A 26590-nucleotide genomic window follows, 5' to 3' on the forward strand; every position below is an offset into this window, starting at 1 on the left:
CGGAAGTATAGAGTATAAAATAGAAAATTTTGAAATTAAAGTTTTTGTTAAGATACATTAAAATATTTTACTAAATTCTCTTGTTAAAAAAAGTAAATATTGTATAATAAAATTAGATAAATCATAAATGGAGGACTAAAGTGAAAAATTTAAACGATAAAAAGGTAACTATTTATGATATTGCGCATTTATCAGGTTTTTCTCCAAAAACTGTTTCACGTGTTATTAACGGTGGTGAAAAGGTAAAAGAAGAAACTTATCGAGCTATTCAAAAAGTCATTGATGAGTTGTCGTATGTTCCAAATGCATATGCAAAAAATTTGACTAAGAAAGAAACTACAAACATTTTGATTTCCGTTAAAAAGATTGATTCTTTTCCCTTGATTTGGTTTCAAACTTTACTAGATAGAGTTCTACAAACTTGTAAAGAGTTTGGTGTAAACGCTATTGTTGAATACTTTGGTGAAGAAGATACGATTAGGAATTCAATAATTTCAAGTACAGGAAGCTTAATAGATGGAGTAATAGTATTTTATGAAAGTAAAGACGATATTCGGATTAATTATTTACAGAAGAATAATATGCCTTTTATAGTTTTTGGAGAATCTCGAACACCTGATGTTGTTTATGTATCTAATAACAATTTTCAAGCAACTTATGATATGATGGAATTAGTAACAAAAGAGAATATTAAAAGTATGTTGTTACTTATGGGAGGGGAATCTCTTGTTAATAAGGATCGTGAAAAAGGTATTCGTACTTTTCTGACTGATAAAAATTATTTAATGGATTTGCAAGTTATTTATGGTTTAACTACAATTGATTCAGTTTATTCATATGCTATAAATAATTTATCTAATCAAAATCATCCGGATATGATATTTGTTTCAGGGGATGAGAAGGTTCAAGGGCTGATTCGTGCGTGCTATGAGAAGGGGATTACCATTCCTGATGATATTTCAATAATTGGATTCGATAATATTCCTATTTCGCAATATTATACTCCAGCTCTGTCTACTATTTCTCCTAATTATGCTATGTTAGCCCAAAAAATGATAGAAGGTGTTTTAGCAATTATTAAAGGGGAAAGTGTCACATCTGTTGAAGTTTCTCCTAAATTTGTTAGGAGACAGAGTTTCTAGTATTGTTTAATTCTTGAAAATCCTAGTGGAAAAGATGGAGTGTTCTAAAATAAGTTCTGTTTAGCCTCCATTTAGTTTCTAATGAGTTGTTTAGTCGCTTTTCATTATAGATGATATGGGACTTTTTTCTACAACAAAATAGGCTCCATAATATCCATAGGGGGCATTTTTAGAAATGTAAAGAAAAAAAAGAAAATTCAAAGTGTTTGTTTATAGGCAATCATCACAAGTTAGTTTTTTTAAATAAGTTAGTATTTTTGGAATTTTTGACCAAAGTGTGACCAAAAGTCAATGAATATAGAATAAAGTAGATCAGGAAACTGGTCTATTTATTTTGTAATTATTAATGAACAGTATTTTTTAAGTTTATAATATTCAGTTTAAGTTAAATAGTTGTAATTATAGTATATAAGTTTTTCTTTGTTAATGTTATAATATAAAGTATATAGAGCTATTTTTCGAGGTGCGGATTTGGCAAATAATAAAAAAATTGAGACATTAGGTGTTTCATATCTGTCGACATTTATAGATAAGCATGAGTTACTTCAATCTTATTTTGATAGAAATGATAAAACTCCAGTGTGGGATGGAGAAATTCATGTTCTTAAATCATCGAGTGAGAAGAAAGACGAAATATTAGGTAAAGTACCTGTTCAGATTAAAACCACTAGACAGAAAAAAGATGTGTTAAAATCCTTTCCATTAGATGCTAGAGATTTAGAATTATATAAATCAAATGGCGGCGTAGTTTTATTTGTAGTTTGGTTGAGTGAGAATAATGACTTACGAGAAATCTATTATAAATCATTGCCTCCTTTTTCTATAAAAGATTTGCTCAAAAAAAGTAAATTAAAAAATAAATCTACAAATAGTAAGAAACTGTCCATACAGATATTTAAACTAGATGAAAAAAAGATGTATCCAATGTTAGTGGATTTTATAAATAATAGTCAGAGACAGTATAGCTTCATAAATACTGATGGTATCTCAGTTGAAGATATCTCTGACGATAATAATCTTAAATTCTATTTTTATGGACAAGGAAAAGGAGAGATATTTAACTATCAGAAAGAACACGATCTCTTCATTTATTATAAAGATCCTTTAACTGGTATTGAAATACCACTTGAAAATACAATAAAGGTTGTCGAAACTTACGAGGAAACTGATTTAATTATTACAATTGGAGATTTTACTTTTCAAGATGTAAAAAGACATCGATTCCCTGATGGGAGTGTACAACTACATTTTGGTGAATGCTTTAAAATGTCCTTTGATGTAAATAAAAAAATATTTAAATTTAATTATACAAGGTCTAATATGCTCTCAAAAGCCATGGAGTGTACGGAGGTACTTCAAGAGCTAGGAAGAGTAGGATATTTCAATCTCAATGGAAATAAAATAGAACTAGATAATCAGTCAATATCGGATATTACTTCACGGAATTTAGATAGCGATATAAAGGATTTGAGACAGATTTCTAACTTCTTGGAAAATATGGGTGTACAAAAGGATCTTGATCTAAACTACTTTGATAAACAATCTCAAAAAAATCTAAATATCCTTAATTCAGGTCTTGTTCTAAAGAAGAAGGTTGCCTTAGATTATAATGAATCTAAATTACTTCATCTAAGAATTGCTAATATCCATATTATTGCCTTATATAATTTTACAATAGATAAGAACGGAACTATGATTGATATCTTTACTGAAATTCCCTGGTGTAGGAGAGGTGAGGGTAAAGATTCTTCAGATATTTCAATTTTTGAAGTTTTTGAACCTAACGATTGGCTAAAAATAGATAATTGTAATTTTGATTCGGTTATTGCCTCATATCAAAGATTAGTTGATAATGACTTGAAATTTGAAGATGCTAATAACACTATTATAAAAATAGTTATTGCTGCTGACATGGCAGAAGATGTTTCTAGAAGAGAGTTATTGCTTAATTGGGCACAATGTCTTTCTAATTGGAACTTAAAATACTCCCAAAATAGTGAGATAGCTATAATAAATGACCTTCAAATAAAATCTAGAGTTCGTAAATTAAACAGCAAAGAAATGGAGATTCTAAGCAATATTTTAGTAAATAGTAATGATAACTATGAACTTTGTTTCGGTTCATCAGTGTTATTAAAATCGAAACCGCAAGCTGATTTGTTTTGGAATAAACTGGATAACGAGACAAAAGAAAGATATAAAGACTTTCCTATTTATACTTTGTATATGAAATTATCGTAAAATTAAAAGAGATTATAAAGAGATAAAATATGGAAATAAAGAGGGTGATTTATTATAATTCAGTACCACAATTAAGGAAGCAATACCTATTTTTGCACTCTCAAGATTTAAGTAACTGTAAAACTGCAATTTAATTTATTGATTTACCCTCATTGTGATATGTTCATACTAAAAACCGCTCTGCTGAGCGGTTTTCGTCTATTCTTACCTTTTTACAGTACCCACGTACGGATAGCATGGGCAACGCCGGATTCGTCATTAGACTTGGTGATGTATTTGGCGATTTTTTTGAGTTCTGGATTTCCATTTTCCATAACAACGGGGTTACCAACGACTTCCAGCATGGCACGGTCATTTTCTTCGTCCCCGATAGCCATGGTTTCATCTTTGGTCAATCCGAGTTTTTCAGCTAAGTGAGTGATGGCTGAACCCTTGTCTACATTCTTTTTAAGGAGTTCAAGGTAGAAAGGAGCAGATTTATTGATAGAGTAGCGTTCGTAAAATTCTGCTGGGATTTTTTCAATCGCAGCATCGAGAATTTCTGGTTCATCGATAAACATACATTTGACAATTTCCTTGCCAGCCATTTCTTCAGGAGTACGGTAGAAAATGGGCATGTTGACGAGGGTTGATTCATGCACCGTGTATTTTCCGATATTGCGATTGGCAGTATAGATACCGTCCTTGGTAATAGCGTGCATGTGGACACCGAGCTTGCGACTGAGAAATTCCATATCCAGATAATCCTCATAGGTCAAGGATTCGCTGATAATCTCATGACCAGTAGCAGTCTCTTGGACAAGGGCACCGTTGAAGGTTACCACATAGTCACCATCGTCTCTCAATTGCAAGTCATCCAGAAGTTTGGCAACACCTGCGATAGGGCGACCAGTTGCAATGACGACTTTGACACCAGCTTGTTTGGCGTCTTGAATGGCAGAAAAGACTTCCGGAGTGATCTCCTTTTTACTGTTTACTAGGGTACCATCGATATCGACGGCGATTAGTTTAATACTCATATATTTCCTCTATTCGTTCTTATTTGGGGTAAAATGATCGTTCTCAATCAAGTGTAAAAATTGCTGGGTAATGCTTGCGAAGATACTGTTTTGGTCCAACATTTCTTTTGGGAAATAGAAACGATTATCTCCGTGGCGACTGCCAGCAAGGGATTGAACGATAGGAGACAGGCTAGAGAGTTCTGCCAGATCTCCATTTTTCTGTAGAATCTCAATCTGTGTCCGTGGATTTTCAGATTCGGGACGATAGATATCATAAGGAAGGTCAAAGTTCTTATGAATGGCTGTGTAGTAGTCGGGATCAAATCCGATGTCTTCAACCAGTTGTCTCATGGTTGCGAGTCGGTCTTGATCTTCTTGAGAAAAAGTAATGGATTTGAAGACCTTACGGTTGACAAAGCGCTGCGACAAGTCTGCGAGAATCTTGTCAGGACTGGTCATCCAGAGTTGGAAGTAGGTATTCATCACGCCATCATCAAGAGCCAGATAGTCAGATAGGGTAACTCTCTTTTCAAAAAAAGGTAACAAATGTGGGGAAGTTCGTGCAAAGAAGTCCTTGTCTTCAGGAAAGAGTTCCTTGGCGCGTTTGAGGAGATTCTGTAGGAGAACTTCCATGGCGCGTGTTGCTGGGTGAAAATAAACCTGCATATACATCTGGTAGCGACTGAGAACATAGTCTTCAATGGCATGCATGCCATTGCGTTGAAAGGCGATACCATTTTCGATAGGACGAATCACTCGGAGAATTCGAGTCAGGTCAAATTCTCCGTAAGATGCTCCTGTAAAATAAGAGTCACGCAAGAGATAGTCCATGCGATCCGCATCAATCTGGCTAGAAATGAGTTGCACGACCTGCTTGTTAGGATAGGTGTGGTCAATGACACTGGCCACCTTTTCTGGAAAATCTGGCGCTACTTGAAGCAGGACTTGGTGAATCTCTGTTTCAGGGCTTTGGATGATTTCCTGAGTAATGGCCTCATGATCTGTATCAAAGAGATGTTCAAAAGTATGGGAGTAGGCACCATGCCCAAGGTCATGTAGGAGAGCAGCAGTCATAGTCAAGAGAGACTCAGCAGGATCCCATTCTTCAGGATATTTTTCTTCAAAAATCTCCGTGATACGTCGTGCAATCTCATAAACCCCCAAACAGTGGGAGAAGCGGCTGTGCTCCCCACCATGGAAGGTATAACTGGAAGTTCCTAGTTGCTTGATACGGCGCAGACGTTGAAATTCTTTTGTATTGATCAAGTCATAGATGACCTGATTGTTTACATGGATATAGTTGTGAACTGGGTCACGGAATACTTTTTCGTTCATATGACCATTATAGCAAAATCCTGCTCTTTTTGGTAAAATAGTAGAACAAGAGAGAAGAAAGAGGATTTGATGTGAAGATTCGGATGCGAAATAGGATTCAGCTTGATGAACAGTTGGAAGTCATCGACCAACTCTATGACGTGGAAGTGCGTGAAAAAGGGGATTATAGCTATTTACTCTTTTATAATGAGGAAAAGGAAAAAGTGGTTCTCAAGTTTCATCAAGAAGAACTAGTGATGACTCGTTTCTCGAGTCCCAAAACCATCATGCGTTTTCTAAAGGATAGTGATAGTTTGGCCTATATTCCTACTCCAATGGGGATGCAGGAGTTCATCATTCAGACAAGTCACTACAAACTGGATGGGCAAAAGATTGAGCTAGCCTATCAACTACAAAATCAAGAGGGACATCCTTTTGCCAGCTATCAATTAGAAATTACTTGGGGATAAGAAAAAGGTTGGCGCGAGCCAACCTTATTTGATATAAAGTTCTTGGTTTTTTAGGACAATTTCACGTACATTTGCAAACTTCTTGAGTTTTTTAAGTTCTTCTGGATGGGTTACGAGAGTGATAACATAACCCTCTTTGCCCATACGACCAGTACGTCCAGCGCGGTGAGTGTAGGTTTCAGTATCTCTTGGGACGTCAAAGTTTATGACACATTCTAGGCTATCGATATCAATTCCACGTGCCAAAAGGTCTGTTGCAAGGAGCAGGGTTAGTTGCTTGTCTTTAAACTTTTCTAAGATGACTTTTCTAAACTTGACATTGACATCACTAGCAAGAGAAACAGCCAAGATATCACGATACTGTAGCTTTTCTTCTGCACTTCCTAGATCTGACAAACTATTAAAGAAGACCAGACCACGAAAATCCTCTACATGAGCCAATTTTCGAAGCATGTCCACTCGGTGACGTTGGTCTACCTGCATGTAGAAATGTTGAATGTTGTCTAACTTTTGATCAGAGAGATCAATAGTGCGCGTGTTTGGTGCAATCTTTTCTTGATCAAACTTGGTCGTCGCACTCATGTAGATGAGTTGATGGTCACGAGGCGCGTAGTGGGTGATTTTCTCGACAAAGTGAATCTGAGAATCATCGAGCAATTGGTCAAATTCATCCAGGATGATGGTTTCCACATTCATCATCTTGATTTTTTTCAATTTAATCAACTCAAAGATGCGGCCGGGAGTTCCAATCAGAATTTCTGGTCCTTTTTTGAGGCGTTCAATCTGGCGTTTCTGACTTGAACCTGATAGGAAGAGCTGAGCTGTTAAACCGATGGCTTCTGCCCACGTTTTACACACGTCAAAAATCTGTCCAGCTAGTTCTGTATTTGGTGCTAGAATCAAGAGTTGCTGGGCTTTTTTCTTTTGTAGTCTGAGAAGACTTGGAAGTAAATAAGCTAGGGTCTTACCAGTTCCTGTTGGGCTTACTCCCAGGAGGTTTTCTCCAGCAAGAATAGGCTCAAATAGTTGAGTTTGAATGGGGGTAAATTCTTGGAAACCGAGTTGGTCACTCAATTCCTGCCATTCAGTCGGTAGTTTGGTTTTCATTTTTCTGCCTCAAATCTAATGCCAGCAGTCTGGCGCATGGTATATAGTAGCTCATGAACAGAACCTGCATCATCCAGCCAGTTCTGGTAGAGCGTCTGGTCTGGTTGCTGGATCATCTGTGCAAATGCAGCAACTTCCTGAGTCATCGTATGGGGAGCTTGTTGGATAGGTAGCTGGACTTGATTTCCTTGGTGGTCGCTAAAAATAGCTGAGCGGACATGTTCAATCGTGTTAAGGGTCAAGGTTCCATCTGCTGTGTAAATCTCACAAGGAAGATTGGAAGTGATGTTTTTCCCAGCCTTGATATGAACTTGAAAGTTAGGGTAGAAGAGGATACCGTCTCCATTTAGGTCAATGCTATTGTCAAGCTGTTGAGCCTGATAGGTCGCGTCCTGAGCTTTTCCAAAGAGGCGAATGGCAGCGTAGAGGGGATAAATACCCAAGTCCATAAGTGCTCCACCAGCAAAACGATCTGAAAAAACATTTGGCGTCTGCCCAGCCAACAAATCCGGCATCTTGGATGAATACTTAGCATAGTTGAAATCAGCGCCTAAGATTTGCTTGTCTGCTAAAAAATTCTTAATAGTAGTAAAGGCTTTCTCGTGGTAATTACGAGCTGCCTCAAAGATAAAACAATTATTTTTCTCAGCCGTTTGAATCAGATTCAGCCATTCTTGTGGCTGAGTGACAGCTGGCTTTTCAAGAATGACGTGCTTACCAGCAGACAAGGCAGCCTTGGCTTGAACAAAATGCAAGGAGTTTGGACTGGCGATATAGACCACATCAAAGGAAGTCTTAAAGAAGTCTTCTAATTGATCAAAGAGTTGGATATCCTGATAACGAGAAGCAAAAGTTGTTGCTGTTTCTAGCTTTCTAGAATAGACTGCGACCAGCTGGTATTCTCCGCTAGCATGGGCTGCTTCTATGAAATGATGGCTGATAGCGCCTGTTCCGATGACACCTAATTTAAGCATAAATACTCCTTTTCCGACTTCAAATCCTTCCTTCATTATAACATAGAAAAGAAGGACTATCCAACAGATGGTAAAAATTTTCAAATGGACTACGAATTTCTCAAAGAAAGTGGTACAATATTTAGATAAGTAGATGAAATGAAAAGGGGGAGAAAATGAGATTATTACCAATAAGAAAAATATCACGTCAGTCTAAGCGACTAGCGCTTTTTTTGACTTTTTGTGCAGGATATGTAGATGCTTATACCTTTATCGTTCGAGGGAACACCCTTGTGGCTGGACAAACTGGGAATGTGGTTTTTCTTTCTGTAGGACTCATTCAGCAGAATGTCTCGGATGCCAGTGCCAAAGTAATGACCTTGTTTTCCTTTATGATGGGTGTCTTTTTTCTGACATTGTACAAGGAAAAACTACGAATTGTTAAAAAGCCGATTTTGTCTTTGATTCCACTTGCAATCCTGTCCCTAATTATAGGATTTGTGCCGCAAACGGTTGATAATATCTATCTCGTACCGCCATTAGCCTTTTGTATGGGACTGGTGACAACTGCTTTTGGAGAAGTGTCAGGTATTGCCTATAATAATGCTTTTATGACAGGGAATATCAAACGAACCATGTTGGCTTTTGGGGATTATTTTCGGACCAAACATACGCCTTTCCTACGAGAGGGCTTGATTTTTGTTAGCTTGCTTAGCAGTTTTGTCTTTGGAGTCATTTTTTCGGCTTATTTGACGATTTACTATCAGGAGAAGACAATTCTAGGTATTCCTCTTATGATGAGTATCTTTTACTTCAGCATGCTTTTTGCTTCTTGGAGGAAAAAAGGGAAAGAAAAAGCTTAAATTTGATTGATTTTACTTGTAAGAAAAAAGAAGATATGCTATACTTGAAGAGTTGACTATGCACAATCCTGTGCAACCGCACGAACATCGTTGCTCGTCGTATACAAAATTTAAACTTTGATATGCTTAGAGCTCTTCTTTTAAGTGGTTCGTCCCACGATGCTAGGCGAGTCTTCACAAAAATACGGGGAAACCCTAAAAATCATAGGAGGTGCATAATGAGCACATACGCAATTATCAAAACTGGCGGAAAACAAGTTAAAGTTGAAGTTGGTCAAGCAGTTTACGTTGAAAAATTGAACGTTGAAGCTGGTCAAGAAGTTACTTTTAACGAAGTTGTTCTTGTTGGTGGTGAAAACACTGTTGTCGGAACTCCACTTGTTGCTGGAGCTACTGTAGTTGGAACTGTTGAAAAACAAGGAAAACAAAAGAAAGTTGTTACTTACAAGTACAAACCTAAAAAAGGTAGCCACCGTAAACAAGGTCACCGTCAACCATATACAAAAGTTGTCATCAACGCGATCAACGCTTAATTTTAAGGAGAACACATGATACAAGCAGTCTTTGAGAGAGCCGAAGATGGCGAGCTGAGGAGTGCGGAAATTACTGGACACGCCGAAAGTGGCGAATACGGCTTAGATGTCGTGTGTGCATCGGTTTCTACGCTTGCCATTAACTTTATCAATTCCATTGAGAAATTTGCAGGCTATGAACCAATCTTAGAATTAAACGAAGATGAAGGTGGCTATCTAAAGGTTGAAATACCAGCGGATCTTCCTTCGCACCAGAGAGAAATGACGCAGTTATTCTTCGAATCATTTTTCTTAGGTATGGCAAACTTATCGGAGAACTCTTCTGAGTTCGTCCAAACCAGAGTTATCACAGAAAACTAACACGGAGGAAAACATTATGTTAAAAATGACTCTTAACAACTTGCAACTTTTCGCCCACAAAAAAGGTGGAGGTTCTACATCAAACGGACGTGATTCACAAGCGAAACGTCTTGGGGCTAAAGCAGCTGACGGACAAACTGTAACAGGTGGGTCAATCCTTTACCGTCAACGTGGTACACACATCTACCCAGGTGTAAACGTTGGACGTGGTGGAGACGATACTTTGTTCGCTAAAGTTGAAGGCGTAGTACGCTTTGAACGTAAAGGTCGCGATAAAAAACAAGTTTCTGTTTACCCAATCGCAAAATAAAAAGGTTCAGTGAACCTTTTTATCCCAAGCCTTGAAATGAAAAGGCGAGGAAGCTAGAAGTAGCATTAAATAAGGCTTTCCGAGTTTTCGGAGAGCCTATTTTTTTGTTTTGGTACCCATAATTCTTTGTTACTAGTGTAGATGAATTTTATGAGTGACATTATTTTTCCTAGGTGGAAAACTTCTAAAATATGGTATAATGAACAGATAGAGAAGTTGGGGGTAGAAGATGAATATTCAACAATTACGCTATGTTGTGGCTATTGCTAATAGCGGTACTTTTCGTGAAGCTGCTGAAAAGATGTATGTTAGTCAGCCGAGTCTGTCTATTTCTGTGCGCGATTTGGAAAAAGAGCTGGGGTTTAAGATTTTCCGTCGGACGAGTTCGGGGACTTTCTTGACACGTCGCGGTATGGAATTTTATGAGAAAGCGCAAGAATTGGTCAAAGGATTTGATGTTTTTCAAAATCAGTATGCCAATCCTGAGGAAGAAAAGGATGAATTTTCCATTGCCAGTCAGCACTATGACTTCTTGCCACCGACGATTACAGCTTTTTCAGAGCGCTATCCTGATTATAAGAACTTTCGTATTTTTGAGTCTACTACAGTTCAAATCTTAGACGAAGTAGCCCAAGGACATAGTGAGATTGGGATTATCTACCTCAACAATCAAAATAAAAAGGGCATCATGCAACGGGTTGAAAAGCTTGGTTTAGAAGTTATTGAACTAATTCCTTTCCAGACTCACATTTATCTTCGTGAAGGGCATTCTTTAGCACAGAAAGAAGAACTAGTCATGGAGGATTTAGCTGACTTACCAACAGTTCGCTTTACTCAGGAAAAGGATGAGTACCTTTACTATTCAGAGAACTTTGTCGACACCAGCGCGAGCTCCCTGATGTTTAATGTGACGGACCGTGCTACTTTGAATGGTATTTTAGAGCGGACGGACGCCTATGCTACCGGTTCTGGATTTTTGGATAGTGACAGTGTCAATGGCATCACAGTCATTCGTCTCAAGGATAATCTAGATAACCGCATGGTCTATGTCAAACGGGAAGAAGTGGAGCTTAGCCAAGCTGGGACTCTTTTCGTTGAGGTTATGAAAGAATATTTTGATCAGAAGAGGAAATCATGAAAAAAAGAGGAATAGTAGCAGTCATTGTACTGCTTTTGATTGGGTTGGATCAGTTGGTCAAAAATTATGTTGTCCAACAGATTCCACTGGGAGAAGTGCGTTCGTGGATACCCAATCTTGTTAGCTTGACCTATCTGCAAAATAGAGGGGCAGCCTTCTCCATGTTGCAAGATCAGCAGTGGTTATTTGCTGTTATTACACTGGTCGTCATGGCTGGAGCCATTTGGTATCTACATAAACACATGGAGGACTCTCTCTGGCTGGTCTTTGGATTGACTCTAATTATCGCGGGAGGTCTTGGCAACTTTATCGACAGAATGAGTCAAGGTTTTGTGGTGGATATGTTTCACCTAGACTTTATCAACTTTGCGATTTTCAATGTTGCTGATAGCTATTTGACAGTTGGTGTCATTGTTTTATTGATTGCAATGCTTAAAGAGGAAGTAAATGGAAATAAAAATTGAAACTGGTGGGCAACGTTTAGACAAGGCTCTGTCAGATTTGACAGAATTGTCACGCAGTCTCGCTAATGAACAAATCAAGGCTGGGCAAGTTTTGGTTAATGGGCAAGCCAAGAAAGCCAAATACACTGTCCAAGAGGGAGATATCGTCACCTACCATGTACCAGAACCAGAAGTTTTGGAGTATGTGGCTGAGAATCTGCCACTCGAGATTATCTACCAAGATGAGGACGTGGCTGTCGTCAACAAACCTCAGGGAATGGTGGTTCATCCCAGCGCCGGTCATACCAGTGGAACCTTGGTCAATGCCCTCATGTACCATATCAAGGACTTGTCAGGAATCAATGGGGTTCTCCGCCCAGGAATCGTTCACCGCATTGACAAGGACACGTCTGGCCTGCTCATGATTGCTAAAAATGATGAGGCCCACTTGGCACTTGCCCAAGAGCTAAAAGATAAGAAGTCTCTACGCAAATACTGGGCGATTGTTCACGGTAATCTGCCAAATGATCGTGGTGTGATTGAAGCGCCGATTGGTCGTAGTGAAAAAGACCGTAAGAAACAGGCTGTAACTGCTAAAGGGAAGCCAGCTGTGACCCGTTTTCAGGTCTTGGAACGCTTTGGCGATTATAGTTTGTTAGAGTTGCAATTGGAAACAGGGCGCACCCACCAAATTCGTGTTCATATGGCTTATATTGGTCATCCAGTCGCGGGTGACGAGGTCTATGGTCCACGCAAAACCTTGAAAGGACATGGACAATTCCTCCATGCTAAGACTCTAGGCTTTACCCATCCGAGAACAGGTGAAACCTTGGAGTTCACAGCAGATATTCCAGAAATTTTTAAAGAAACGCTGGAAAGATTGCGTAAAACTGAGAATAGATAAAAGAGTTGAGATGCCCGTCTCAACTTTTTTGTTTCAAGTCTTTTCTATTTTAAAGCATTCATGTTATAATGGATAAATATGAAGAATCGGAGTGAGAATATGAAGTACAAACGAATCGTCTTTAAGGTGGGGACCTCCTCCTTAACAAATGAAGACGGGAGTTTATCAAGAAGTAAAGTAAAGGTAATTACCCAACAATTAGCTATGTTGCATGAAGCTGGGCATGAGTTGATTTTGGTTTCATCTGGGGCAGTAGCGGCCGGATTTGGAGCTTTGGGTTTTAAAAAGCGTCCGACCAAGATTGCTGATAAGCAGGCTTCGGCTGCAGTAGGACAAGGTTTGCTTCTAGAAGAATACACAACCAATCTCCTCATGCGCCAAATCGTCTCCGCACAAATCTTGCTGACACAGGATGATTTTGTAGATAAACGTCGTTATAAGAATGCCCATCAGGCCTTGTCTGTATTGCTTCATCGTGGTGCCATTCCTATCATCAACGAGAATGACAGTGTCGTCATTGATGAGCTCAAGGTTGGGGACAATGACACTCTGAGTGCCCAGGTAGCGGCTATGGTGCAGGCAGACCTTTTGGTTCTCTTGACGGATGTGGACGGTCTCTATACTGGAAATCCCAACTCAGATCCAACAGCTAAGCGTTTGGAGAAAATCGAGACTATCAATCGTGAGATTATTGATATGGCTGGTGGATCAGGTTCGTCAAACGGTACTGGGGGTATGTTAACAAAAATCAAGGCGGCTACAATCGCAACGGAGTCAGGGGTGCCAGTCTATATCTGCTCGTCCTTGAAATCAGATGCCTTGATTGAGGCGGCGGACGAGACCAAGGATGGTTCTTTCTTTGTTGCGCAAGAGAAGGGACTTCGTACTCAGAAACAATGGCTAGCCTTCTATGCTCAAAGTCAGGGAACGATTTGGGTAGATGGTGGAGCTGCAGAGGCACTTTCAAAAAATGGAAAAAGTCTCCTTTTATCAGGTGTGGTAGAAGTGGAAGGAAACTTCACTTACCACGATATTGTCACAGTAACTGATAGGGAAACAGGTCAATCTCTTGGAAAGGGACGTGTCCAATTTGGCGTCTCAGCCCTAGAAGATATGCTCCGTTCTCAAAAAGCTAAGGGAGTCTTGATTCACCGTGATGACTGGATTTCCATCACTCCTGAAATCCAGCTGCTCTTTACAGAATTTTAGAGGTGAACGATGGTAAGGACACAAGAACAATTTGAAAAAGTACAGGCTGTTAAAAAGTCTATTAACACTGCTAGTGAAACAGTGAAAAACCAAGCCTTGCTAGCCATGGCTGATCATTTATTGACAGCTAATGAGGAGATTTTAGCGGCCAATGCCCTTGATATGGCAGCAGCCAAGGGGAAAATATCAGATGTCATGCTGGATCGTCTGTATTTGGATGCAGATCGAATCCAAGCGATGGCAAGAGGGATTCGTGAAGTGGTTGCTTTACCAGATCCCATTGGTGAAGTCCTAGAAACAAGTCATCTTGAAAATGGCTTGCTTATTACCAAGAAACGTGTGGCTATGGGTGTTATTGGTATTATCTACGAAAGCCGTCCGAATGTAACTTCTGATGCGGCTGCCTTGGCTCTAAAGAGTGGGAATGCGGTCGTTCTTCGTAGTGGAAAAGATGCCTACCAAACTGCCCATGCCATTGTCACAGCCTTGAAGAAGGGCTTGGAGACAACGGCCATTCACCCAGATGTTATTCAACTGGTGGAAGATACCAGCCGTGAAAGTAGCTATGCCATGATGAAGGCCAAGGGCTATCTAGACCTTCTCATTCCTCGTGGAGGAGCTGGCTTGATCAATGCTGTGGTTGAGAATGCTATCGTACCTGTTATCGAGACAGGAACTGGAATTGTCCATGTCTATGTAGACAAGGATGCAGACGAAGACAAGGCTCTAGCTATCATCAACAATGCTAAAACTAGTCGTCCTTCTGTCTGCAATGCTATGGAGGTTTTGCTTGTTCATGAAGACAAGGCAGCGGATTTCCTTCCTCGCTTGGAGAAAGTGCTGGTTGCAGAGCGTGAGGAATCTGGGCTGGAACCGATTCAATTCCGCCTAGATAGCAAAGCAAGTCAGTTTCTTTCAGGTCAAGCAGCTGAGGCCCAAGACTTTGACACTGAGTTTTTAGACTATATCCTAGCGGTTAAGGTTGTGAGCAGTTTAGAAGAAGCAGTTGCCCATATTGAAGCCCACAGTACCCATCATTCGGATGCCATTGTGACGGAAAATGCTGAAGCTGCAGCCTACTTTACAGATCAAGTGGACTCTGCAGCAGTCTATGTCAACGCCTCAACTCGTTTCACTGATGGTGGGCAATTTGGTCTTGGATGTGAAATGGGGATTTCTACTCAGAAACTGCATGCGCGTGGTCCAATGGGCTTGAAAGAGTTGACCAGCTACAAGTATGTGGTTACTGGTGACGGACAGATAAGGGAGTAAGAGATGAAGATTGGATTTATCGGTTTGGGGAATATGGGTTCTAGCTTGGCCAAGGCTGTTTTGCAGGTCAGGTCGGGTGCTCAGATTCTCCTTGCCAATCGTAGTCAAGCAAAAGTAGATGCTTTCATCACTAATTTCGGCGGTCAGGCTTCCAGTAATGAAGAAATTTTTGCAGAAGCAGATGTGATTTTTCTAGGAGTAAAGCCTGCTCAGTTCTCAGACTTACTTTCTCAATATCAGACCATCCTTGAAAAGAGAGAGAGTCTTCTTTTGATTTCCATGGCGGCTGCATTGAACTTGGAAAAACTAGCCAGACTTCTGCCGATTCACCACCGAATCATTCGCATCATGCCTAATACACCAGTTGCTATCGGCCAAGGAGTAATTAGTTACGCTTTATCAGAAAACTGTCGTGCTGAGGACAAGGAAATCTTTTGTCAGCTTTTAGCCAAGGCTGGTCTCTTGGTTGAGCTGGGAGATGGCTTAATCGACGCTGCGACAGGTCTTGCAGGCTGTGGACCAGCTTTTGTCTACCTCTTTATCGAGGCCTTGGCAGATGCGGGTGTACAGATAGGATTGCCACGAGAAACGGCTTTGAAAATGGCAGCCCAAACAGTAGTCGGCGCTGGACAAATGGTTCTCGAAAGCCAGCAACATCCTGGAGTTTTGAAAGACCAAGTTTGCAGCCCAGGAGGTTCGACTATCGCTGGTGTAGCAAGTCTGGAAGAACATGCCTTTAGAGGCACAGTCATGGACGCAGTTCAGCAAGCCTATAAACGAACACAAGAACTAGGTAAATAAGAGGTGGCTTTGACTGCCTCTTTTCTGGTGTTTGAAATGAGAAGACACAAAAAGATTGTCACAAAAACCTATTTTTTTGATAGAATAGAAGGTAGAAAAAAAGAAATGAGTTAGACATGTCAAAAGGATTTTTAGTCTCTCTTGAGGGACCAGAGGGAGCAGGAAAGACCAGTGTTTTAGAGGCTCTGCTCCCAATTTTAGAGGAAAAAGGCGTAGAGGTGCTGACGACCCGTGAGCCTGGTGGAGTCTTGATTGGGGAGAAGATTCGTCAAGTGATTTTGGATCCAAGTCATACTCAGATGGATCCTAAAACAGAGCTCCTTCTCTATATCGCCAGTCGCAGACAGCACTTGGTGGAAAAAGTTCTCCCAGCACTCGAAGCTGGCAAGTTGGTCATTATGGACCGCTTCATCGATAGTTCCGTTACTTATCAGGGATTTGGCCGAGGCTTAGATATTGAAGCCATTGACTGGCTCAATCATTTTGCGACAGATGGCCTCAAACCTGATTTGACACTTTATTTTGACATTGAGGTGGAAGAAGGGCTGGCTCGCATTGCTGCCAATAGTGATCGCGAGGTCAATCGTTTGGACTTGGAAGGTTTGGACTTGCACAAAAAAGTTCGTCAAGGTTACCTTTCTCTTCTGGACAAAGAAGGAAATCGCATTGTCAAGATTGATGCGAGTCTTCCTTTGGAGCAAGTTGTGGAAACAACCAAGGCTGTCTTGTTTGACAGAATGGGCTTGGCTAAATGAAACAATATCAACTAAAGGATTGGCAACCAGACCAGTTTGAACGCTTTGTCCGTATCCTAGAACAAGACCAGCTCAATCACGCCTATCTTTTTTCAGGTTTCTTTGGAAGCTTGGAAATGGCGCAGTTTTTGGCTAAGAGCCTCTTTTGTAGGGATAAGGTAGGCGTTTTACCATGTGAGAAATGCCGAAATTGTAAGCTGATTGAGATGGACGAATTTCCCGATGTTACCTTGATTAAGCCAGTTAATCAGGTCATCAAGACAGAACGCATTCGAGAATTAGTGGGACAGTTTTCTCAAGCAGGGATTGAAAGCCAGCAACAGGTCTTTATTATCGAACAGGCGGAAAAAATGCATCCCAACGCAGCCAATTCTCTGCTCAAGGTCATCGAAGAACCTCAGAGTGAAGTTTACATTTTCTTCTTAACTAGTGATGAGGAAAAAATCTTGCCGACAATCCGTAGTCGGACCCAGATTTTCCACTTTAAAAAGCAAGAAGAAAAGCTCATCCATCAATTAGAACAAGCAGGTCTAGTCAAGAAAAAAGCAACTCTCTTAGCCCTGTTTAGTCAATCACGAGCTGAAGCTGAAAAGTTGGCTAATCAGGCAAGTTTTTGGACCTTGGTGGATGAGAGTGAACGCCTGCTGACCTGGTTATTAGCTAAGAAAAAAGAAAGTTATTTGCAAGTTGCAAAATTAGCCAGCTTGGCAGATGACAAGGAAAAACAGGATCAGGTCTTGCGAATCCTCGAAGTGCTCTGTGGACAGGACCTCTTGCAAGCAAGGATTCGACAGATTCTACAAGATTTGCTAGAAGCCAGAAAAATGTGGCAGGCTAATGTCAGCTTTCAAAATGCCATGGAATATCTGGTCTTGAAAGAAATATAAACTCAATGAAGGATAAAGAAAGGAAAGGGCTGGTTTATGGACAAGAAAGAATTATTTGATGCGCTGGACGATTTTTCCCAACAGTTATTGGTGACCTTGGCCGATGTGGAAGCCATCAAGAAAAATCTCAAGAGCCTGGTAGAGGAAAATACAGCTCTTCGCTTGGAAAACAGTAAGTTGCGTGAACGCTTGGGCGAGGTAGAAGCAGATACACCTGTCAAGGCCAAGCATGTTCGTGAAAGCGTCCGTCGAATCTATAAGGACGGTTTTCACGTATGTAATGATTTTTATGGACAACGCCGAGAGCAGGACGAGGAATGTATGTTCTGTGACGAGTTGTTGTACAGGGAGTAGGCATGCAGATTCAAAAAAGTTTTAAGGGGCAATCTCTATATGGCAAACTTTATCTAGTGGCAACGCCGATTGGCAATCTAGATGACATGACCTTTCGTGCCATCCAGACCTTGAAAGAGGTGGACTGGATTGCTGCTGAGGACACGCGCAATACAGGGCTTTTGCTCAAGCATTTTGATATTTCCACTAAGCAGATCAGTTTTCACGAGCACAATGCCAAGGAAAAGATTCCGGACTTGATTAGTTTTCTGAAAGCAGGACAAAGTATTGCTCAGGTCTCCGATGCGGGTCTGCCTAGCATCTCTGACCCTGGTCATGATTTAGTCAAGGCAGCCATCGAGGAAGAGATTGCAGTTGTCACAGTTCCGGGTGCCTCTGCAGGGATTTCTGCCTTGATTGCCAGTGGTTTAGCGCCACAGCCACATATCTTTTACGGTTTCTTACCGAGAAAATCAGGCCAGCAAAAGCAATTTTTTCAAGCCAAAAAAGACTATCCAGAAACTCAAATTTTCTACGAATCGCCCCATCGTGTGGCTGATACGCTGGAAAATATGCTAGCAGTTTACGGCGACCGCTCGGTGGTCTTGGTCAGAGAATTGACCAAAATCTATGAAGAATACCAAAGAGGAAAGATCTCTGAATTGCTAGAAAGCATCGCTGAAACGCCACTCAAGGGGGAATGTCTTCTCATCGTTGAAGGTGCCAGTCAGGATGTGGAAGAAAAGGATGAGGAGGACTTGTTTTCAGAAATCCAAGCACGTATCCAGCAAGGCATGAAGAAAAATCAAGCCATTAAGGAAGTTGCAAAACTCTACCAGTGGAATAAAAGCCAGCTCTACGCTGCCTACCACGACTGGGAAGAAAATCAATAAGGGGAGGCAGAGTGTAGTAATTCTGTCTATTTCTGTTTAACTTGATTAGTGATGATAATCTTCGGAGTCTAAACCATATAATTGATTGAATAGTGAATAAATAAAAGCGATATTCATTCAGTTTACATTAAGTATTATATGATGTAATCTATGTAGAAGTATTTTTAAGTAAGCAGTATGGTATAATTATATATGAGAAAATAGTGTGGAGTTTATCAGTTGAAAAAATATAACATTGTAGATTTATTTTCAGGAGCAGGCGGTCTATCTTATGGATTCGAGATGGCTAGATTTAATGTTCTATTAGGAATTGATAATGACGAAAAAGCCTTAGAAACCTTTCAAAAAAATCATCAGAATTCAGAAATATTATGTGGAGATATTACGAATATATCTTATGAGAAAGATATAAAACCAATAATTGGAGAACAAAAAGTTGATATAATTGCTAAGCAACAGAAACTCGAAGAAAGTTTTGGTCAACTGGATTTGTTTGAAGCGAGTTGATNTTTTAAGTGTAGGGAATATGAAATTGAATTTTCAAGATAAGAGTTTTATAAAAGTATTTTTTAATAGTGGAGGCTATGTATTAGATTTTTCTAATTCTACTTTTGCCGATTTTACTTTTTATTCAGTTGGGATAGATATTCAAGAAAAATACGGTTTATCTAAAGGAAAGTCTTTAGAGGCTTTTGTAAATAATGAATCAGATGAACTTGTTTTAAAATTGGCTTTAGATTTACTAAGATATTACGAAGATCTCCCTAACTCATATTATGAGAAAACTGAAGAGAAGAACTCTCAGGCGTTAAAATTGAAAGAGAGACTTTCGAAATATGAAGTCTCACAAATATCTTACTTAAATAATACTGTTGAATATCTATCTGACTATTTTGATAGTAGCTATATTGATAAGCAAATGGCGATTATGAATGAAATGATTTCTCGCTCTCCAGCGGATGCTATCGGTAAGGCTAAAGAGTTGCTGGAATCGTGTTTTAAACATATTTTAGACCACGAGAAAATTGAGTATTCTAATGCGAATGATATTGCAACCTTGCAAAAGAAAGTCTTTAAATTTTTGAATTTGGATGCTACTGAAAATATTTCAGCTAAAAATAATCAAGATGTAAAGCTGGTTCTGAGTGGTTTGAATCAAATTATCAAGGGAATTAACAATCTTCGAAATGATAAAGGCGACGGTCACGGGAAAAGTGCTAACTTTACAGAATTACCACAAAGATATGCTTCAGTTGTTGTAGGCTCTGCATTAACGGTAGTGTCATTTGTTTGGGAAACATATCAAGATAGGCAAAAATAGTAAGGAGGGAGGTTTGATGTCGAAAAATCAAGAAAAATTACACTTTGAACTTTTAAATTTTATAGTAAATGTAGGTTGGACTCATAAAATTCATGCGGTTAGAATTGACGAGTTAGAAAGCTATATTCGATGGTTTAGAATAGCAACAATAATCATTTCTGGAGTTGTCTCTTCTGGCTTAGTTGGAATACTTTGCTTTGATGAATATTGGATAAAGCTTGTTACAGCATTTTTATCATTAGTCACTACAATAATTTTTAGCATCACCAAGGAGTTTAACTTTGAGGAACGACTAGCTTTGGAGAGGAAATCTGTTGATGAACTTTGGAATCTTAGGGTCTCGGCTGAAAATCTTTTATCCGAGGTGGTTTACAATGGAAAATCTTCTAGTGAAATCCAAAAATCCTTCGAAGAATTAAAATTTCGAAGAGATGTTGCTTACGGTAAACTTTCCAATCCTTCTCCTAAAAATATATCCAAGGCTTCAGAATTGATAAAATCACGAAAAGATAATGATTATGAGGATGACTATAAATACTTTATTTCAAAAGAATTGATGAAAGTTAGGGAGGAAGAATAATGTCCTTATCTAATGATTTTAAAGAGTTTTGCGAAGACGAACTGCCCATGACGGATGAGGAATGGGAAAAATGGGAGAATAGATTAAAAGAGATTACGAAACGACTTAATCGAAAATACTATTCCTTAGATGAGCTTGAAGATGAAGAAACTGACAATGGTTTGATTGTCGGTAGTGTGGGGAGAACGACGGCTGTTCGAAATGTTAGTGATTTTGATTATATTTTTTCACTACCATCAGAAGTGTATAGACGATTTGATTCTTATGAGGGCAATGGTCAATCAGCACTTCTACAGGAAATAAAAAACGAATTACTAAAAAGATACCCTAATACAAAAATAAAAGGAGACGGACAGGTCGTTGTTATTGATTTTTCGGATGGTGGAAAAATTGAGTTAGTTCCAGCTTTCGAACAATCTGATGGAAATTTTAAATATCCTGATTCTCGTAACGGAGGCTCTTGGAAAACTACTAAACCAAAGTCTGAAATTGAAAAATGCAAATCTTTAAATTCGAATTTTAATAATCATTTTTCTAACTTAACAAGACTCATACGACGATGGAAAAATCATATGGGCTTTTCATTTAAGGGGCTGTTGATAGATACTTTGATATCTGATTTTATTGATGATAAAGGTATTTCTGAAATATATTACTCTGATTATAATATTCTCTTGAAAGATATTTTTGAATACTTTTCAAATCAAGATAAAAATAGAGAGTATTGGTATGCTTTAGGTAGTAATCAAAAGATTTATAATAATGATGGAGCAAAATTTATCAATAAAGCTAAGCAGGCTCTAAAGAAAATAGAAGACGCTTCAGAAGAGAAACTTACTGAAGTTTATAGACAGCTATTTGGTAGAAAATTTGCTCAATCAACTTCTACCACAAATCGAGCTTCGAATGAAGAATTTATTGATGAATTGTTTAGTGTTGATATCCGCTATAATATTGTTTTGGAGTGTGAAATTACTCAAGATGGTTTTCGAAAAGCACTTCTTTCAGACTTTTTAAAGAGTAGATTTAAGATTAAAAACAGAAAATCTCTTGATTTTGAAATTATAAAATCAGATATTCCAGATAATCTTTTGTCTGATGTTAAATATTATTGGAAAGTTAGAAATATTGGAGCTGAGGCGATTAGAAGAAATTGTGAGCGTGGTGCTATTTTTTCAGGTAAAATAAAACATCACGAAGATTCTCAGTTTAAAGGAGACCATTATGTTGAATGTTATGCTGTTTTAGATAATACGGTTATAGCAAGAGATAGAATAACAGTCCCTATCGATCCGTTACGTGGAAAAGATTTTATAGAGTAGCATATAATTGATTTTTAACTGGAACACTCACTATCTCTTTACATCAAGAAAATGACTAAACAGGGAAGTTTGCCTTCTTCCCTTTTTTTGTTATACTAGTAAAAGAAAAATTAGAAAGATTTGTGGGTGTCAAACAGTCTAGTAGCTTGTTTTGATATGAACTTAGGTTCCACCCAAAGAGGTATTAGTGTCGTGTCTCAATCTTATATCAATGTTATCGGAGCAGGTTTGGCAGGGTCTGAAGCTGCCTACCAAATCGCAGAACGTGGTATTCCAGTTAAACTTTATGAAATGCGTGGTGTTAAGTCAACACCTCAGCACAAAACAGACAATTTTGCTGAGTTAGTTTGTTCCAATTCCTTACGTGGGGATGCTTTGACCAATGCTGTAGGTCTTCTCAAGGAAGAAATGCGTCGCTTGGGTTCTGTCATATTGGAATCTGCTGAGGCTACACGTGTTCCAGCTGGTGGCGCCCTAGCGGTGGACCGCGACGGTTTCTCCCAAATGGTGACCGAAAAAGTGGCCAATCACCCCTTGATTGAAGTGGTTCGTGATGAAATTACAGAATTGCCAACGGATGTTATTACAGTTGTCGCTACTGGTCCTTTGACTAGTGATGCCTTAGCTGAAAAGATTCATGCCCTTAATGATGGGGATGGATTCTATTTCTACGACGCGGCGGCGCCGATTATCGATGTTAACACTATTGATATGAGCAAGGTCTATCTTAAGTCTCGTTATGATAAGGGAGAAGCTGCCTACCTCAATGCGCCTATGACTAAAAAAGAATTTATGGATTTCCATGAAGCCTTGGTCAATGCGGAAGAAGCACCGCTGAATTCTTTCGAAAAAGAAAAGTACTTTGAAGGTTGTATGCCGATCGAAGTCATGGCTAAGCGTGGCATTAAAACCATGCTTTATGGTCCTATGAAACCAGTCGGTCTGGAGTACCCAGATGACTACACAGGTCCTCGTGATGGAGAATTTAAAACCCCTTATGCAGTTGTCCAACTTCGTCAGGACAATGCGGCTGGTAGCCTTTACAATATCGTCGGTTTCCAAACCCACCTCAAATGGGGAGAACAAAAGCGTGTCTTCCAAATGATTCCGGGTCTTGAAAATGCTGAGTTTGTTCGTTATGGTGTCATGCACCGCAATTCTTACATGGATTCACCAAATCTTCTTGAGCAAACCTATCGTTCTAAGAAACAGCCCAACCTCTTCTTTGCTGGTCAAATGACGGGTGTGGAAGGCTATGTTGAGTCAGCAGCTTCAGGCTTGGTTGCAGGTATTAACGCGGCTCGACTCTTCAAGGGTGAAAGCGCAGCTATTTTCCCAGAAACAACAGCTATCGGAAGTCTAGCTCATTACATCACTCATGCAGATAGCAAACATTTCCAACCAATGAATGTCAATTTTGGGATTATCAAGGAATTGGAAGGCGAGCGTATCCGTGATAAAAAGGCTCGTTATGAAAAAATTGCAGAGCGTGCCCTTACCGACTTAGAGGAATTTTTAACGGTCTAATTTTTTTGAAAGAATTGCTCATGATACTATAAAAATCTTAGAAATTGTGATAAAATAGGTAGGATAAAAAAAGGAGAGTAAAAATGGCTAACCCCAAGTATAAACGTATTTTAATCAAGTTATCAGGTGAAGCCCTTGCTGGTGAACGTGGCGTAGGGATTGATATCCAAACAGTTCAAAAAATTGCAAAAGAGATTCAAGAAGTTCATAGTCTAGGGATCGAAATTGCCCTTGTAATTGGTGGAGGAAATCTCTGGCGTGGAGAACCTGCAGCAGAAGCAGGAATGGACCGCGTTCAGGCAGATTACACTGGAATGCTTGGGACCGTGATGAATGCTCTTGTGATGGCAGATTCATTGCAGCAAGTTGGTGTCGATACGCGTGTTCAAACAGCTATTTCTATGCAACAAGTGGCAGAACCTTACGTACGCGGACGTGCCCTTCGCCACCTTGAAAAAGGGCGTATCGTTATCTTTGGTGCTGGAATTGGTTCACCTTACTTCTCAACAGATACAACAGCAGCTCTTCGTGCAGCTGAAATCGAAGCGGATGCCATTCTTATGGCTAAAAATGGCGTCGATGGTGTTTATAATGCCGATCCTAAAAAAGACAAGACAGCCGTTAAGTTTGAAGAATTGACCCACCGTGACGTTATCAACAAAGGTCTTCGTATCATGGACTCAACAGCTTCAACTCTCTCTATGGACAACGACATTGACTTGGTGGTCTTCAACATGAACCAACCAGGCAACATCAAACGTGTCGTATTTGGTGAAAATATCGGAACAACAGTTTCAAACAATATCGAAGAAAAGGAATAAGATAATTATGGCTAACGCAATTGTAGAAAAAGCTAAAGAGAGAATGACCCAGTCTCACCAATCACTTGCTCGTGAATTTGGTGGTATTCGTGCAGGTCGTGCCAATGCGAGCTTGCTAGACCGTATCCATGTAGAATATTATGGAGTAGAAACTCCCCTTAATCAAATCGCTTCAATTACCATTCCAGAAGCGCGTGTCTTGTTGGTAACACCATTTGACAAGTCTTCATTGAAAGACATCGAGCGCGCCTTGAACGCTTCTGACCTTGGTATCACACCAGCTAATGACGGTTCTGTGATCCGCTTGGTTATCCCAGCTCTTACAGAAGAGACTCGTCGTGACCTTGCTAAAGAAGTGAAGAAGGTCGGTGAAAATGCTAAAGTAGCTGTCCGCAATATCCGCCGTGATGCTATGGACGAAGCTAAGAAACAAGAAAAAGCAAAAGAAATCACTGAAGACGAATTGAAGACTCTTGAAAAAGATATTCAAAAAGTAACAGACGATGCTGTTAAACACATCGACGATATGACTGCCAATAAAGAAAAAGAACTTTTGGAAGTCTAAAAATAAACAGAAAAACTCAGTTGGCATTGCTGGCTGAGTTTTATTCGAAAGAAGGAAATATGAATACAAATCTTGCAAGTTTTATCGTTGGACTCATCATAGATGAAAATGACCGTTTTTACTTTGTGCAAAAGGATGGTCAGACCTATGCTCTTGATAAAGAAGAAGGCCAACATACAGTAGGGGATACGGTCAAAGGTTTTGCCTACACGGATATGAAGCAAAAACTCCGCCTGACAACCTTAGAAGTGACTGCCACTCAGGACCAATTTGGTTGGGGAACCGTAACAGAAGTTCGTAAGGACTTGGGTGTCTTTGTGGATACAGGTCTGCCCGATAAGGAAGTCGTAGTATCGCTTGATATTCTTCCTGAGTTCAAGGAACTCTGGCCTAAGAAGGGCGACCAACTCTACATCCGTCTTGAAGTGGACAAGAAAGACCGTATCTGGGGACTCTTGGCTTATCAGGAAGACTTCCAACGTCTGGCTCGTCCTGCTTACAACAACATGCAGAACCAAAACTGGCCAGCCATTGTTTACCGCCTCAAGCTGTCAGGGACCTTTGTCTATCTCCCAGAGAATAACATGCTTGGTTTCATTCACCCAAGTGAGCGCTATGCAGAGCCACGTTTAGGGCAAGTGTTAGATGCGCGTGTGATTGGTTTCCGTGAAGTGGACCGTACTCTTAACCTCTCGCTCAAACCACGTTCTTTTGAGATGTTGGAGAATGATGCCCAGATGATTTTGACCTACTTGGAAAGCAATGGTGGTTTCATGACCTTAAATGATAAGTCATCTCCTGAGGACATCAAGGCCACCTTTGGCATTTCTAAAGGTCAGTTCAAGAAAGCACTCGGAGGCTTGATGAAGGCTGGCAAAATCAAGCAGGACCAGTTTGGGACAGAGTTGATTTAGGTCTTATAGACATGAAAAAGAAACTTGAAGAAATGAGTTTAGAGGAACTCTGGCGACTTTTTCCTATTTTTCTAGTAGAGCACAAGTCAGAGTGGAAAGACTGGTATGAATTTGAAACAACAAGTCTAAAAAAAATATTAGGTGCAAATGTTATTAAAAGAATAGAACATATCGGTAGCACTGCTATACCTAATATTTGGGCCAAAAATATCGTTGATATTCTGCTAGAAGTAGGTAAAATAGAGGATTTAGCAAGAGTTAGGGATTTATTGGTGAAGAATGGTTGGCTAGTGATGTCGGAGAGTCCTAACAGGATTTCACTAAATAAAGGCTATACAGAGCAGGGATTTGTTGAGAAAGTTTTTCATCTACATTTGCGAATGACGGGAGATCATGACGAGATTTATTTTAGAGATTATCTCTGCCAGCATCCAGATATCGCCCAAGCGTATCAGGAATTAAAACTAAATTTGTGGAAAAAATTTGAACACAATCGAGATGCCTATACAGATGCGAAAACGGATTTTATAAACCACTATGTGTCAGAGGCTAAGTCCAGTAATTTTTAAAAATCAGAAAAGTTTCATCAAAAAAAGTCTTGATAGGAGAAA

General features: G+C 39.6%; 30 protein-coding genes, 1 pseudogene and 1 other annotated feature. Of the genes and pseudogenes, 26 read left to right on the plus strand and 5 right to left on the minus strand.

Features of this window, described 5'->3' with window-relative positions; all coding sequences use genetic code 11:
• Window positions 1-140: 140 nt before the first annotated feature.
• Both D8862_RS00005 and D8862_RS00010 read left to right on the plus strand, forming a co-directional pair.
• The gene (locus tag D8862_RS00005; RefSeq protein ID WP_125448222.1) at window positions 141-1142 is read left to right on the plus strand and encodes a LacI family DNA-binding transcriptional regulator; all 1002 of its coding nucleotides are present in this window, start codon (window positions 141-143) and stop codon (window positions 1140-1142) included.
• A 471-nt stretch (window positions 1143-1613) separates the two neighbouring features.
• A complete protein-coding gene (locus D8862_RS00010) occupies window positions 1614-3383 on the plus strand; it encodes a DUF4365 domain-containing protein (RefSeq protein WP_125448223.1) in 1770 nt (589 codons plus the stop codon).
• A 212-nt stretch (window positions 3384-3595) separates the two neighbouring features.
• On the opposite strand, the gene yidA is transcribed toward D8862_RS00010, so the two are convergent.
• Both yidA and D8862_RS00020 read right to left on the minus strand, forming a co-directional pair.
• Window positions 3596-4402, minus strand: coding sequence for a sugar-phosphatase (gene yidA / locus D8862_RS00015; protein ID WP_125448224.1), 807 nt, complete (start codon window positions 4400-4402; stop codon window positions 3596-3598).
• Between the two features lie 9 nt (window positions 4403-4411).
• On the minus strand, window positions 4412-5719 hold the full coding sequence (locus D8862_RS00020) for an HD domain-containing protein (protein ID WP_125448225.1): 1308 nt from the start codon (window positions 5717-5719) through the stop codon (window positions 4412-4414).
• A 71-nt stretch (window positions 5720-5790) separates the two neighbouring features.
• On the opposite strand from D8862_RS00020, the gene D8862_RS00025 reads away from it, so the two are divergent.
• Entirely contained in the window at window positions 5791-6168 is a 378-nt protein-coding gene (locus tag D8862_RS00025; protein ID WP_125448226.1) for a YwiB family protein, read from the plus strand.
• Between the two features lie 24 nt (window positions 6169-6192).
• Here the strand turns inward: D8862_RS00025 and D8862_RS00030 are convergent, their stop codons facing one another.
• Complete coding sequence (locus D8862_RS00030) at window positions 6193-7275, minus strand: DEAD/DEAH box helicase (RefSeq protein WP_000850566.1); 1083 nt, start codon at window positions 7273-7275, stop codon at window positions 6193-6195.
• Entirely contained in the window at window positions 7272-8249 is a 978-nt protein-coding gene (locus D8862_RS00035) for a Gfo/Idh/MocA family protein (RefSeq protein WP_000915874.1), read from the minus strand. Before D8862_RS00035 ends, D8862_RS00030 begins: the two co-directional genes overlap by 4 nt.
• Before the next feature lie 155 nt (window positions 8250-8404).
• On the opposite strand from D8862_RS00035, the gene D8862_RS00040 reads away from it, so the two are divergent.
• From D8862_RS00040 to rpmA, 4 genes are all read left to right on the plus strand, one after another.
• Complete coding sequence (locus D8862_RS00040; RefSeq protein ID WP_001238356.1) at window positions 8405-9091, plus strand: YoaK family protein; 687 nt, start codon at window positions 8405-8407, stop codon at window positions 9089-9091.
• 64 nt (window positions 9092-9155) lie between these two features.
• Window positions 9156-9275: a sequence feature (ribosomal protein L21 leader region), on the plus strand.
• A 34-nt stretch (window positions 9276-9309) separates the two neighbouring features.
• Window positions 9310-9624, plus strand: a complete 315-nt coding sequence (gene rplU, locus D8862_RS00050; protein ID WP_000109141.1) for a 50S ribosomal protein L21 — start codon at window positions 9310-9312, stop codon at window positions 9622-9624.
• Between the two features lie 15 nt (window positions 9625-9639).
• Window positions 9640-9984: a ribosomal-processing cysteine protease Prp gene (locus D8862_RS00055; protein ID WP_000613697.1), complete on the plus strand. Its 345-nt coding sequence runs from the start codon at window positions 9640-9642 to the stop codon at window positions 9982-9984.
• Window positions 9985-10000: 16 nt separating this feature from the next.
• The gene (gene rpmA, locus D8862_RS00060; RefSeq protein ID WP_000916509.1) at window positions 10001-10294 is read left to right on the plus strand and encodes a 50S ribosomal protein L27; all 294 of its coding nucleotides are present in this window, start codon (window positions 10001-10003) and stop codon (window positions 10292-10294) included.
• A 165-nt stretch (window positions 10295-10459) separates the two neighbouring features.
• Here the strand turns inward: rpmA and D8862_RS09640 are convergent.
• Window positions 10460-10531 (minus strand): annotated as a pseudogene (locus tag D8862_RS09640) (AraC family transcriptional regulator); the annotation flags it as partial.
• Here D8862_RS09640 and D8862_RS00065 point away from each other — a divergent pair.
• The 19 genes from D8862_RS00065 to D8862_RS00155 all read left to right on the plus strand — a co-directional run bounded on the left by D8862_RS00065 (window position 10524) and on the right by D8862_RS00155 (window position 26548).
• Window positions 10524-11432 carry a LysR family transcriptional regulator gene (locus D8862_RS00065; protein WP_125448227.1) on the plus strand — a complete coding sequence of 303 codons (909 nt, stop codon included), beginning with the start codon at window positions 10524-10526 and terminating at the stop codon, window positions 11430-11432. The pseudogene D8862_RS09640 and the gene D8862_RS00065 overlap by 8 nt on opposite strands.
• Complete coding sequence (gene lspA, locus D8862_RS00070) at window positions 11429-11896, plus strand: signal peptidase II (protein ID WP_061852666.1); 468 nt, start codon at window positions 11429-11431, stop codon at window positions 11894-11896. Before D8862_RS00065 ends, lspA begins: the two co-directional genes overlap by 4 nt.
• The gene (locus D8862_RS00075) at window positions 11880-12779 is read left to right on the plus strand and encodes an RluA family pseudouridine synthase (protein WP_084878017.1); all 900 of its coding nucleotides are present in this window, start codon (window positions 11880-11882) and stop codon (window positions 12777-12779) included. The genes lspA and D8862_RS00075 overlap by 17 nt, the downstream gene beginning before the upstream one ends.
• A 99-nt stretch (window positions 12780-12878) precedes the next feature.
• Window positions 12879-13988: a glutamate 5-kinase gene (gene proB / locus D8862_RS00080; protein ID WP_221762941.1), complete on the plus strand. Its 1110-nt coding sequence runs from the start codon at window positions 12879-12881 to the stop codon at window positions 13986-13988.
• A 9-nt stretch (window positions 13989-13997) separates the two neighbouring features.
• Entirely contained in the window at window positions 13998-15260 is a 1263-nt protein-coding gene (locus tag D8862_RS00085; RefSeq protein ID WP_125448229.1) for a glutamate-5-semialdehyde dehydrogenase, read from the plus strand.
• Window positions 15261-15263: 3 nt separating this feature from the next.
• Entirely contained in the window at window positions 15264-16061 is a 798-nt protein-coding gene (gene proC, locus D8862_RS00090; protein WP_125448230.1) for a pyrroline-5-carboxylate reductase, read from the plus strand.
• A 116-nt stretch (window positions 16062-16177) separates the two neighbouring features.
• The gene (gene tmk, locus D8862_RS00095; RefSeq protein WP_125448231.1) at window positions 16178-16816 is read left to right on the plus strand and encodes a dTMP kinase; all 639 of its coding nucleotides are present in this window, start codon (window positions 16178-16180) and stop codon (window positions 16814-16816) included.
• The gene (locus D8862_RS00100; protein ID WP_125448232.1) at window positions 16813-17703 is read left to right on the plus strand and encodes a DNA polymerase III subunit delta'; all 891 of its coding nucleotides are present in this window, start codon (window positions 16813-16815) and stop codon (window positions 17701-17703) included. The genes tmk and D8862_RS00100 overlap by 4 nt, the downstream gene beginning before the upstream one ends.
• A gap of 36 nt (window positions 17704-17739) precedes the next feature.
• The gene (yabA, locus tag D8862_RS00105) at window positions 17740-18057 is read left to right on the plus strand and encodes a DNA replication initiation control protein YabA (RefSeq protein WP_000358229.1); all 318 of its coding nucleotides are present in this window, start codon (window positions 17740-17742) and stop codon (window positions 18055-18057) included.
• Window positions 18058-18059: 2 nt separating this feature from the next.
• Window positions 18060-18929, plus strand: coding sequence for a 16S rRNA (cytidine(1402)-2'-O)-methyltransferase (gene rsmI, locus D8862_RS00110; protein WP_125448233.1), 870 nt, complete (start codon window positions 18060-18062; stop codon window positions 18927-18929).
• 219 nt (window positions 18930-19148) lie between these two features.
• The gene (locus D8862_RS00115) at window positions 19149-19436 is read left to right on the plus strand and encodes a DNA cytosine methyltransferase (RefSeq protein WP_009014032.1); all 288 of its coding nucleotides are present in this window, start codon (window positions 19149-19151) and stop codon (window positions 19434-19436) included.
• 19 nt (window positions 19437-19455) lie between these two features.
• Window positions 19456-20250, plus strand: a complete 795-nt coding sequence (locus D8862_RS00120) for an abortive infection family protein (protein ID WP_125448234.1) — start codon at window positions 19456-19458, stop codon at window positions 20248-20250.
• Between the two features lie 16 nt (window positions 20251-20266).
• Window positions 20267-20830, plus strand: coding sequence for an SLATT domain-containing protein (locus D8862_RS00125; protein ID WP_000042157.1), 564 nt, complete (start codon window positions 20267-20269; stop codon window positions 20828-20830).
• Window positions 20830-22152, plus strand: coding sequence for an SMODS domain-containing nucleotidyltransferase (locus D8862_RS00130; protein WP_125448235.1), 1323 nt, complete (start codon window positions 20830-20832; stop codon window positions 22150-22152). The genes D8862_RS00125 and D8862_RS00130 overlap by 1 nt, the downstream gene beginning before the upstream one ends.
• A 192-nt stretch (window positions 22153-22344) precedes the next feature.
• Window positions 22345-23679, plus strand: a complete 1335-nt coding sequence (trmFO, locus tag D8862_RS00135) for a methylenetetrahydrofolate--tRNA-(uracil(54)-C(5))-methyltransferase (FADH(2)-oxidizing) TrmFO (protein ID WP_185760811.1) — start codon at window positions 22345-22347, stop codon at window positions 23677-23679.
• An 83-nt stretch (window positions 23680-23762) separates the two neighbouring features.
• The gene (gene pyrH, locus D8862_RS00140) at window positions 23763-24500 is read left to right on the plus strand and encodes a UMP kinase (RefSeq protein WP_000002990.1); all 738 of its coding nucleotides are present in this window, start codon (window positions 23763-23765) and stop codon (window positions 24498-24500) included.
• A gap of 7 nt (window positions 24501-24507) precedes the next feature.
• Complete coding sequence (gene frr / locus D8862_RS00145) at window positions 24508-25065, plus strand: ribosome recycling factor (RefSeq protein WP_001262236.1); 558 nt, start codon at window positions 24508-24510, stop codon at window positions 25063-25065.
• 59 nt (window positions 25066-25124) lie between these two features.
• Window positions 25125-25979: an RNA-binding virulence regulatory protein CvfB gene (gene cvfB / locus D8862_RS00150; protein ID WP_125448236.1), complete on the plus strand. Its 855-nt coding sequence runs from the start codon at window positions 25125-25127 to the stop codon at window positions 25977-25979.
• Between the two features lie 11 nt (window positions 25980-25990).
• The gene (locus D8862_RS00155) at window positions 25991-26548 is read left to right on the plus strand and encodes a GrpB family protein (RefSeq protein ID WP_125448237.1); all 558 of its coding nucleotides are present in this window, start codon (window positions 25991-25993) and stop codon (window positions 26546-26548) included.
• The last annotated feature ends 42 nt before the right edge of the window (window positions 26549-26590 follow it).

The organism is Streptococcus oralis, assembly GCF_003942585.1.
Classification (GTDB): Bacteria; Bacillota; Bacilli; order Lactobacillales; family Streptococcaceae; genus Streptococcus; species Streptococcus oralis_BE.

Coding starts and splice junctions, on each gene's coding strand:
- yidA (WP_125448224.1), bottom strand. CDS start 4,402: ATGAGTATTAAACTAATCGCCGTCGATATCGATGGTACCCTAGTAAAC.
- D8862_RS00020 (WP_125448225.1), bottom strand. CDS start 5,719: ATGAACGAAAAAGTATTCCGTGACCCAGTTCACAACTATATCCATGTA.
- D8862_RS00030 (WP_000850566.1), bottom strand. CDS start 7,275: ATGAAAACCAAACTACCGACTGAATGGCAGGAATTGAGTGACCAACTC.
- D8862_RS00035 (WP_000915874.1), bottom strand. CDS start 8,249: ATGCTTAAATTAGGTGTCATCGGAACAGGCGCTATCAGCCATCATTTC.
- D8862_RS00040 (WP_001238356.1), top strand. CDS start 8,405: ATGAGATTATTACCAATAAGAAAAATATCACGTCAGTCTAAGCGACTA.
- rplU (WP_000109141.1), top strand. CDS start 9,310: ATGAGCACATACGCAATTATCAAAACTGGCGGAAAACAAGTTAAAGTT.
- D8862_RS00055 (WP_000613697.1), top strand. CDS start 9,640: ATGATACAAGCAGTCTTTGAGAGAGCCGAAGATGGCGAGCTGAGGAGT.
- rpmA (WP_000916509.1), top strand. CDS start 10,001: ATGTTAAAAATGACTCTTAACAACTTGCAACTTTTCGCCCACAAAAAA.
- D8862_RS00065 (WP_125448227.1), top strand. CDS start 10,524: ATGAATATTCAACAATTACGCTATGTTGTGGCTATTGCTAATAGCGGT.
- lspA (WP_061852666.1), top strand. CDS start 11,429: ATGAAAAAAAGAGGAATAGTAGCAGTCATTGTACTGCTTTTGATTGGG.
- D8862_RS00075 (WP_084878017.1), top strand. CDS start 11,880: ATGGAAATAAAAATTGAAACTGGTGGGCAACGTTTAGACAAGGCTCTG.
- proB (WP_221762941.1), top strand. CDS start 12,879: ATGAAGTACAAACGAATCGTCTTTAAGGTGGGGACCTCCTCCTTAACA.
- D8862_RS00085 (WP_125448229.1), top strand. CDS start 13,998: ATGGTAAGGACACAAGAACAATTTGAAAAAGTACAGGCTGTTAAAAAG.
- proC (WP_125448230.1), top strand. CDS start 15,264: ATGAAGATTGGATTTATCGGTTTGGGGAATATGGGTTCTAGCTTGGCC.
- tmk (WP_125448231.1), top strand. CDS start 16,178: ATGTCAAAAGGATTTTTAGTCTCTCTTGAGGGACCAGAGGGAGCAGGA.
- D8862_RS00100 (WP_125448232.1), top strand. CDS start 16,813: ATGAAACAATATCAACTAAAGGATTGGCAACCAGACCAGTTTGAACGC.
- yabA (WP_000358229.1), top strand. CDS start 17,740: ATGGACAAGAAAGAATTATTTGATGCGCTGGACGATTTTTCCCAACAG.
- rsmI (WP_125448233.1), top strand. CDS start 18,060: ATGCAGATTCAAAAAAGTTTTAAGGGGCAATCTCTATATGGCAAACTT.
- D8862_RS00120 (WP_125448234.1), top strand. CDS start 19,456: ATGAAATTGAATTTTCAAGATAAGAGTTTTATAAAAGTATTTTTTAAT.
- D8862_RS00125 (WP_000042157.1), top strand. CDS start 20,267: ATGTCGAAAAATCAAGAAAAATTACACTTTGAACTTTTAAATTTTATA.
- D8862_RS00130 (WP_125448235.1), top strand. CDS start 20,830: ATGTCCTTATCTAATGATTTTAAAGAGTTTTGCGAAGACGAACTGCCC.
- pyrH (WP_000002990.1), top strand. CDS start 23,763: ATGGCTAACCCCAAGTATAAACGTATTTTAATCAAGTTATCAGGTGAA.
- frr (WP_001262236.1), top strand. CDS start 24,508: ATGGCTAACGCAATTGTAGAAAAAGCTAAAGAGAGAATGACCCAGTCT.
- cvfB (WP_125448236.1), top strand. CDS start 25,125: ATGAATACAAATCTTGCAAGTTTTATCGTTGGACTCATCATAGATGAA.
- D8862_RS00155 (WP_125448237.1), top strand. CDS start 25,991: ATGAAAAAGAAACTTGAAGAAATGAGTTTAGAGGAACTCTGGCGACTT.